We start from the raw sequence: 7980 nt of genomic DNA on the forward strand, positions 1-7980 counted from the left end.
CCGGGCGGCCGCCGACCGCCCGGGCGATGTCGTCCAGCGCCACCCCGGCGGCGATGGAGACGATGGTGGCGTCCCGGGCGAGCCTGGGCGCCATTTCGGCCGCCGCCTCGCGCCAGATCTGCGGCTTCACCGCCAGCACCACGGTGGGCGCCGCAGCCAGGTCCGCGTCCGGCGGGTTCAGGCGCGCGCCGTTGGCCGCCGCCGCCAGGGCCGCCTCGCCGGGATGGGGATCGCGCAGGATCAGGTCTGACGCCGCGAAGGCCCGCGAGGCCAGCCAGCCCTGCACCATGGCGCCGCCCATGCGGCCCGCGCCCAGCATCAGGATCGGGGTGGTCATGGCCCGGCTCCGGCGGCCGTCAGGCTTCGCCGACGGTCTCAAACATGCAGGCGGCGATCGCTTCCTGCGGGGTCTTGGCGCCGCGCAGCAGGAAATCATAGGCCGGGAAGAAGCGGTCGGCCGCATCCACCGCCACGTCGATCATCGCCGCCGCCTGGGCCAGGCTCGGCTGTTCGCCGGTCATCAGGGCCATGCCGTGCCGGAAGACGATCTCGCCCTCTTCCCAAAGCTCGAAGTGGCCGAGCCAGACGCGCGGATTGATCGTGGCGATCAGTTCCTGGGCGGTGGCGCGCTGCGCATCAGGCACGGTCAGGTCCATCGACAGGCAAAGCTGCAGGGTGTCGCCCTCGGGCCGCCAGGCGAACCAGAGCTCATAGTCCTTCCAGTCGCCGGCCAGACTGAACGCCAGGTCGCCATCCTCGGTGCGGTCAAAGGCCAGATTCTCGGCGGTGAGCACATGCTCGACCACGTCCAAGGGATCGTTGCCCAGCATCATGCTGTCTTCGGTCTGCGAGGTGTCCATCAAGACGCCTTTCGACTCGGACCGGGAACGGGACGCCGCCCCCGAATCGCCCACGAAACCCAACCTAGACCGTTTCCGGGGGCGGGTGTCAGCAGGTTCTTGCGTGAGGCGACCCCGGCTCGCGTCGAGCGCGCGCGGCTCACGCCTTGGCCTTCGGCGCGGGCTTGGCCTTGGCCGCCTTCAACGCCTCGATTTCGGCGCGCAGCGCCGCCACTTCGGCCTTCAGCGCGTCGTGATCCTCGCGGCGGACAAGGTCCATTTCGGCGACCAGACGGTCGGTCTGGCTGCGCAGGGCGGCCTTGGCCTCTTCGCCGGCGGCCTGGGCCAGGCCCATGGCGGCGGTGCTGAGCTTGGCGATCTCGTCGAGGAGCGGGTTCTGGGTCTGCATGGTCGATATCTGTCGTCGCGCCCGGGACAGAGGGAAGGTGAGGGCGCTTTCCAGCCCTCTATATGGTGTCCGGGGGATGAAAGCGAACCTCGTCTCGGCTATGCCCTTAACACGACCTCCGGAGCCGACCCTGTGCCGTTCCCTGAAATCGATCCGATTCTGGTCTCGTTCGGGCCATTCGCCATCCGCTGGTATGCGCTCGCCTATGTCGGCGGCATCCTGCTCGGCTGGGCCTACGCCTCGCACCTGCTGCGAACCGAGCGCCTCTGGGTCCGCCGCCCGGCCCCCTTCACCCCGTCCCAGATGGACGACCTGATCCTTTGGGTGGCGCTGGGCGTGATCGGCGGCGGGCGGCTGGGCCACGTGCTGTTCTATACGCCCTCGATGATCTGGACCGACCCGCTCGGCGTCCTCCAGGTCTGGAACGGGGGCATGAGTTTCCACGGCGGGGTCATCGGCGTCACGCTGGCGATGATCGGCTTCTGCTGGCGCAACAAGCTGGACCTGCTGCGGGTCGCGGACGTGATCGTCGCGGCCTATCCGATCGGCCACTTCCTCGGCCGCTGCGCCAACTTCATCAACGGCGAGCTGTGGGGCCGACCGACCGACGGTCCCTGGGGCGTGGTGTTCTGCAACGACCAGGTGCTCAAGGACTACGGCTTCTGCCCGGCCGGCACGCTGGCGCGCCATCCCAGCCAACTCTACGAGGCCGCGCTGGAGGGGCTGGTCCTGTTCCTGATCCTGCGGTGGGCCACCCATGGGGCCAAGCTGGGGGATCGGCGGGGCGTGATCGCCGGCCTGTTCCTCTTCTTCTACGCGGTCTTTCGGATTGCGGTGGAGACGGTGCGGGAGCCCGACGCCGGCATGCCCGCCTTCCCGCTCGGCCTCACCATGGGCATGATCCTGTCGCTGCCGATGGTGGCAGGCGGGCTTTACCTGATCTGGCGCGGGATGCGCGAGCCGTTCCCGGAGCGCGCCTCGCCTTGAGACCGGCGACTTGAGCCTCAAGGCGCGCCTCGCCGCCCAGATCGCCCGGACCGGTCCGTTGACCGCGGCGCAGTACATGACGGCCTGCCTGCACGATCCGGACTTCGGCTACTACGCCACGCGTCCGGCGCTGGGCGAGCACGGCGACTTCATCACCGCGCCCATGGTCAGCCAGATGTTCGGCGAGCTGATCGGCCTTTGGCTGGTGCTGGCCTGGCGGGCGATGGGCGCGCCGGACCGGATCATCGTGGCCGAGATGGGCCCCGGCGACGGAACCATGATGAGCGACATCCTCCGCGCCGCCCGGGCCGATCCGGACTTCGCGGCGGCGGCCGAGTTCTGGCTGATCGAGACCTCGCAACCGTTGAAGGCCCGCCAGCAGGCGCGCCTGGGTGAAGCCGTCCGCTGGACGACCCGGCTGGATGAGACGCCCGCCGATGCGCCCCTGCTGCTGGTCGCCAACGAAATCCTCGACTGTCTTCCGGCGCGCCAGTTCGTGCGCACCGCCGCCGGCTGGGTCGAGCAGGTTGTCGGCCTGGATGGTCGCGGCGACCTCGCCTGGAGCCGGATCCCGGCCGCCGCGCCGGTGGCTGACGCGCCGCAGGGCGCCGTCGTCGAGGTCTCTGAGGCGCAATCGGCGCTGGGCGCCGCGCTGGCGGCGCGGAGTCTGCGGGACGGCGGCGCCGCGCTGCTGGTCGACTATGGCCGCGATCGTCCCGGCTTTGGCGACACCCTCCAGGCGCTCTACCGTCATGAGAAGGTCGATCCGCTGACCTTGCCCGGAGAGGCGGACCTCACGGTCTGGGCCGATTTTCCCGCGGTGATGGCGGCGGCGCGGGGACAGGGCGCCGAAGCGGTGATCCAGACCCAGGCTCAGTTCCTCGCCCGCATGGGGGTGGGCGCCCGGGCCGAGGCGCTGGTCCGCGCCCAACCCGACCGCGCCGGCGCCATCGGTCGCCAGCTGGACCGCCTGGTCGGCGCCGACGCCATGGGGGAGCTGTTCAAGGTCTGCTGCCTGCATCCGCCGGGGTGGGATCCGCCGGGATTCTGACGCCGGACAATCCCGAGCGGTCCATGTATCGTTCCAGCACCTCCTGGCGCCGCGCGAGAGAGGCGAAGCCGTGGAGTTCCATGCCCAATCTTCCCGTCCTAACATCGCCGCTGCTGGATCTTCCCGGCGTGCGGCACGCGTTCTTCACGCGGAAGGGCGGCGTGTCGGCGGGCGTCTATGCCGGATTGAACGTGGGCGCGGGCTCCAACGACGACCCGGCCGCGGTCGCCGAGAACCGGGCCCGGGCGGCGGCGCATCTGGGGGGTGATCTCGTCACCGCCTATCAGGTTCACTCCGCCGACGCGGTGGTCGCCCAGGGGCCATGGACCGGCGATCCGCCGCGCGCCGATGCGGTGGTCAGCGTCACGCCGGGCGTCGTCTGCGGCGCCCTGGCGGCGGACTGCGCGCCGATCCTGCTGGCGGACCCAGAGGCCAGGGTCGTGGCCGCCGCCCATGCGGGCTGGGCCGGCGCGCTCGGCGGCGTCGCCGAAACGGCCATCGCCCGAATGACCGAGTTCGGCGCCCGGACGCATCGCATAAGGGCCGTGGTCGGTCCCTGCATCGGGCCGGCCTCCTACGAGGTGGGCCTGGAGTTCCTCGATCGCTTCGTGGCCGCCGATCCGGCCAACCTCCAGTTCTTCGCGCCCGGCGTCTCCGCCGAAAAGCGCCAGTTCGATCTCCCCGCCTTCGTTCTGATGCGGCTCCGCGCGGCGGGCGTGGCGCAGTGCGAATGGGTCGGCCGCGACACCTGCGCGGAGCCGGACTGGTTCTACTCCAACCGCCGCGCCTTCAAGGCCGGAGAGCCGGACTACGGTCGTCTGTTGTCCGCGATCACTCTGATCTAGCCGTGGCGGGTGGACTCACGGCAAGCGGCTGGTAGAAGCCCGCGCATCACGGGTCGCGCGCCGCGCAAACGTGAACTCGGTCTCGCGGGCGCGGCGCACGAAATCATCTGAAGCGGAGCCCGTTCCCTTCAGATCGATCCGCTAAAGGGTACGGGCTCCGGGGGGATCCGATGAAGCTGCTTGCCGGCAACTCCAATCGCACGCTCGCTCAGGCCGTGGCGAGCCACCTCGACCTGCCGCTCTGCCGGGCCCAGGTGAAGCGTTTCGCCGACAACGAGATCTTCGTCACCATCGACGAGAACGTCCGCGGCGAGGACGTCTTCGTGATCCAGTCGACCAGCTTTCCGGCGAACGACAATCTCATGGAGCTGCTGATCTGCATCGATGCGCTGAAGCGCGCGTCGGCCCGGCGGATCACGGCGGTAATGCCCTATTTCGGCTATGCCCGGCAGGATCGGAAGACCGGCGGCCGTACGCCGATCTCGGCCAAGCTGGTGGCCAATCTGATCACCCGTTCCGGCGCCGACCGGGTTCTGACCATGGATCTGCACTCGGGTCAGATTCAGGGCTTTTTCGACATTCCCACCGACAACCTGCTTTCGGCGCCGCTGCTGGCCAATGACATCAAGCAGAACCACGCCAAGACCTCTGAACTGATGATCGTGTCGCCGGACGTCGGAGGCGTGGTGCGCGCCCTGGCCGTGGCGACGCGCCTGAACGCCGAGCTGTCCATCGTCGACAAGCGCCGCTCGGCGCCCGGCAAGAGCGAGGTCGCCAATATCATCGGCGATGTCTCAGGGCGTCGCTGCATCCTGTTCGACGACATGATCGACGGCGGCGGCACGCTGACCAACGCCGCCCAGGCCCTGATCGACAACGGCGCGACCGAGGTGTCGGCCTATGTCACCCACGGCGTTCTTTCCGGAGCGGCGGTCGAGCGCGTGAACGGCTCGATCCTGAAAGAGCTGGTGATGACCGACAGCATCTCACCGCCTGATCGCGCCAGCGATGGCGGCAAGATCCGCTACGTCAGCTGCGATCGGCTGATCGGCGAGGCGATCCGCCGGATCGCCAACGAGGAAAGCGTGTCCAAGCTGTTCGACTGACACGCTTGCCCGAGGGCGGCGACGCCCGCTAATTCGGAACCTCATCGGGGGCGAATACGTTTAGGACCACTCGCGAGAGGGAAATCCGACCATGCCAGCCGCCGTCCGCCCCGTCCTTGTCGCCGCGCTGATGCTTCTGGTCGCCGCCTGCGCGGATGCGCCCGCGCCGGTCGTCGCGCCGCCGCCCGCGCCCAAGCCGCCGCCCGTCTCGATGTCGCCGCGCCTCCTGGAGGCCGCCAGCGCCTATCGCGGCTACCTGAACCGCGTGCAGGCCATCTCGCCGGCCTTCGCCGACGGCGGGGAGGTGGCTCAGGCGCTGAGGACCGGCGCGCGCTATGAGCCGGGCCAGCTGGTCCGGGGCGCCATCGTCTATGGCGCTATCGCCGCCCTGCAGGACCGCGCCTTTGTCTCGGGCCTGCAGGCCTATGGCCGCGACCCGGCCCAGCGTCGGCAGATGGCCTTCGAGCTGATTAGGGACCCCGCCTACGCCCGCGGCCTGCCCGGCGCCGCGGGCGCAGCGGCGCTGGCGGTCGCGGCCATGGGCGGCGAGGGCCAGCGGCTCTACGACCAGGGCAAGGCGGTCAAGCAGGCCGCCTACGACATTCAGAAGTCCCCCTGGTCACGCGAAAGCGTCGCGTCCCGGCCAGAGCGCCTGGCCGAGGCCAAGGCCCATGCCAATTCGATGATGCTGGGCGACAGCGCCGAGACCCAGCGCCTGAGCGAGGCCGCCCGGGGGCTGACGCCCATCGCCTTGACCCCGGCCGAGGCCCGCTTCACCACACCCAGCGTCAGCCGCGCGCTGGCCATCGCCGCCCTGGCCGCCCTGGGCGAAGCGGGCGAGGCCAATGTCGACGCCGTGCTCGGCCTGACCCTGGAGCCCAACGTCGCCGGCTGCATGACGAGCGCGCGCCTAAATCTCTATCAGTGTCTGGCCGTCGCCCGCCCGCACTATGAGGATGTGTTCTGCAATGGCCAGCACGCCCTGATGGACACCGGCCGCTGCCTGATCCGCCAGGCGGGCCTGGCCGAGCCCGTGGAGGCGCGCTTCGTGCCCGACGCCAGTTCCATCGCCCGCAAGATGCCGACCCCCAAGGCTCCCGCGCGACGGCCCGCCCGCAACCGTTAGGCCGCGCCAACCGGCCGTTGCGCCGGCCAAGGCTTTTGTGTATCTACGCCCACCTTTCCGCCCCGGGAGTTCGCTTCAGGGGCAGTTCCAGACTTTCGTCGCCGCGCGCGCGCCGCGCGGCGGCTTCGTTTTGAGGCATGGCCATGGCCGAGATCATTCTGAACGTTGAAGTGCGCGCCCAGACCGGCACCGGCGGCGCCCGCGCCACCCGCCGCGGCGGCATGGTTCCCGGCATCCTCTACGGAGGCTCCAAGGACCCCGTGGCCATCGCCGTGAAGTCGAACGAGTTCCGCAAGGCGCTCTATACCGGCAAACTGCTGGGCCACCTTGTGACCCTGAAGTACGGCGAAGAGACCCAGCCGGTCATCGCCAAGGCCATCGACATGCATCCGGTGACCGACGAGCCCTGGCACTTCGACCTCTACCGGGTCGATGAGCACCAGCAGATCAAGATCGAGATTCCGGTCCACTTCGCCCATCAGGACACCTGCCCCGGCCTCAAGCGCGGCGGCACCCTGGCTGTGATCCTGCACAGCCTCAACATCTCCTGCCCCGCCGACCAGATCCCCGAAGAGATCGTCATTGACCTCGCGGGCCTCGAGATCGGCGATGCGGTTCGCGTGTCGGACGTGAAGCTGCCGGCCGGCGTCACCGCCGCGATCGACGGCGATCTGGTGGTGGCCTCGATCGCCGGTTCGCGCACCGGTGAGACCGCCGCCGAAGGCGAAGCCGAGGGCTGATCCCCTCAAACGGGGCTGGCATGCTGCTGATCGCCGGCCTGGGCAATCCGGGCCCCGCCTACGCCAGGAACCGCCACAACATCGGCTTTGCCGCCGTGGACGAGATCGCGCGCCACTGGCGCTTCGGTCCGTTCCGGGCGCGCTTCCACGCCCATGTGGCCGAGGGCGCCATCGACACGCCTGACGGCCCGGTGAGGGCCCTGCTGATCAAGCCGCAGGGCTTCTACAACGAGAGCGGACGCGCGGTCGGCGAGGCGCTCAAGTTCTTCAAGCTCACGCCGGCCGACCTCGTGGTCTTCTATGACGAGATCGACCTCGCCCCCGGCCGCTTCCGGATGAAGACCGGCGGCGGGGCGGCGGGCAACAACGGCGTCCGCTCCATCACCGCCCAGGTCGGCCCTGACTTCCGCCGGGCGCGCCTGGGCACCGGACATCCGGGCGACAAGGCCCTGGTCCACGGCCATGTGCTGTCGGACTTCCACAAGGCCGACCTGGTGTGGGTCGAGCCTTTGCTCGCCGCCTGCGCCGACGCCCTGCCGCTGCTCGCCGCTGGCGAGGACGAGAGATACCAAGCCGAAGTGATGCGTTTGGCGCCCGCTGAGAAAGCCGACCCGCGCAAGGTCGCGCGGGGGGAGTAGGCGACTACGCCACCCGCACTTCCGAAGGCCCGGTCCGCATCCTCCCCACGACGCGCGCGGCGTCGAAGCCCGCGTCACGCACCAGCGCCAGCAACCCGTCGACGGCCTCCGGTGCGGCGGCGATGAGCAGGCCGCCGCTGGTCTGCGGGTCGGTGAGCAGGTCGCGCCGCCAGTCCTCGAAGCCCGCCGGAAGCCGCACCGCCTCGCCATAACTGGCCCAGTTGCGGGTCGAGGCGCCG

The 7980-nt window shown here is 69.9% G+C and carries 10 protein-coding genes and 1 pseudogene; 7 read left to right on the forward strand and 4 right to left on the reverse strand.

Annotated features, from left to right (window positions below):
* From ACIQ3R_RS12200 to ACIQ3R_RS12210, 3 genes are all read right to left on the reverse strand, one after another.
* A partial coding sequence (locus tag ACIQ3R_RS12200; RefSeq protein WP_397418857.1) for a pyrroline-5-carboxylate reductase family protein occupies window positions 1-337 on the reverse strand: 337 nt, incomplete at its 3' end.
* Between the two features lie 19 nt (window positions 338-356).
* The gene (locus ACIQ3R_RS12205) at window positions 357-860 is read right to left on the reverse strand and encodes a YbjN domain-containing protein (RefSeq protein ID WP_397418859.1); all 504 of its coding nucleotides are present in this window, start codon (window positions 858-860) and stop codon (window positions 357-359) included.
* 139 nt (window positions 861-999) lie between these two features.
* The gene (locus ACIQ3R_RS12210) at window positions 1000-1248 is read right to left on the reverse strand and encodes an accessory factor UbiK family protein (protein WP_397418861.1); all 249 of its coding nucleotides are present in this window, start codon (window positions 1246-1248) and stop codon (window positions 1000-1002) included.
* 132 nt (window positions 1249-1380) lie between these two features.
* On the opposite strand from ACIQ3R_RS12210, the gene lgt reads away from it, so the two are divergent.
* From lgt to pth, 7 genes are all read left to right on the forward strand, one after another.
* Complete coding sequence (gene lgt, locus ACIQ3R_RS12215) at window positions 1381-2235, forward strand: prolipoprotein diacylglyceryl transferase (RefSeq protein WP_397418863.1); 855 nt, start codon at window positions 1381-1383, stop codon at window positions 2233-2235.
* A gap of 10 nt (window positions 2236-2245) precedes the next feature.
* The gene (locus ACIQ3R_RS12220; protein WP_397418865.1) at window positions 2246-3286 is read left to right on the forward strand and encodes a class I SAM-dependent methyltransferase; all 1041 of its coding nucleotides are present in this window, start codon (window positions 2246-2248) and stop codon (window positions 3284-3286) included.
* An 80-nt stretch (window positions 3287-3366) separates the two neighbouring features.
* Window positions 3367-4131 carry a peptidoglycan editing factor PgeF gene (pgeF, locus tag ACIQ3R_RS12225; protein ID WP_397418867.1) on the forward strand — a complete coding sequence of 255 codons (765 nt, stop codon included), beginning with the start codon at window positions 3367-3369 and terminating at the stop codon, window positions 4129-4131.
* Window positions 4132-4301: 170 nt separating this feature from the next.
* Entirely contained in the window at window positions 4302-5237 is a 936-nt protein-coding gene (locus tag ACIQ3R_RS12230) for a ribose-phosphate pyrophosphokinase (RefSeq protein ID WP_397418869.1), read from the forward strand.
* A 91-nt stretch (window positions 5238-5328) separates the two neighbouring features.
* Window positions 5329-6363, forward strand: coding sequence for a hypothetical protein (locus ACIQ3R_RS12235; RefSeq protein WP_397418871.1), 1035 nt, complete (start codon window positions 5329-5331; stop codon window positions 6361-6363).
* A 143-nt stretch (window positions 6364-6506) separates the two neighbouring features.
* Window positions 6507-7103 (forward strand): 50S ribosomal protein L25/general stress protein Ctc, encoded by a 597-nt coding sequence (locus tag ACIQ3R_RS12240; protein ID WP_397418873.1) that lies wholly within the window; start codon window positions 6507-6509, stop codon window positions 7101-7103.
* A 20-nt stretch (window positions 7104-7123) separates the two neighbouring features.
* Window positions 7124-7741 carry an aminoacyl-tRNA hydrolase gene (gene pth / locus ACIQ3R_RS12245; RefSeq protein ID WP_397418875.1) on the forward strand — a complete coding sequence of 206 codons (618 nt, stop codon included), beginning with the start codon at window positions 7124-7126 and terminating at the stop codon, window positions 7739-7741.
* A 4-nt stretch (window positions 7742-7745) separates the two neighbouring features.
* On the opposite strand, the pseudogene ACIQ3R_RS12250 reads toward pth, so the two are convergent.
* Window positions 7746-7980, reverse strand: a pseudogene (locus tag ACIQ3R_RS12250) (selenide, water dikinase SelD); the annotation flags it as partial.

The organism is Phenylobacterium sp. (assembly GCF_044371015.1).
Classification (GTDB): Bacteria; Pseudomonadota; Alphaproteobacteria; order Caulobacterales; family Caulobacteraceae; genus Phenylobacterium.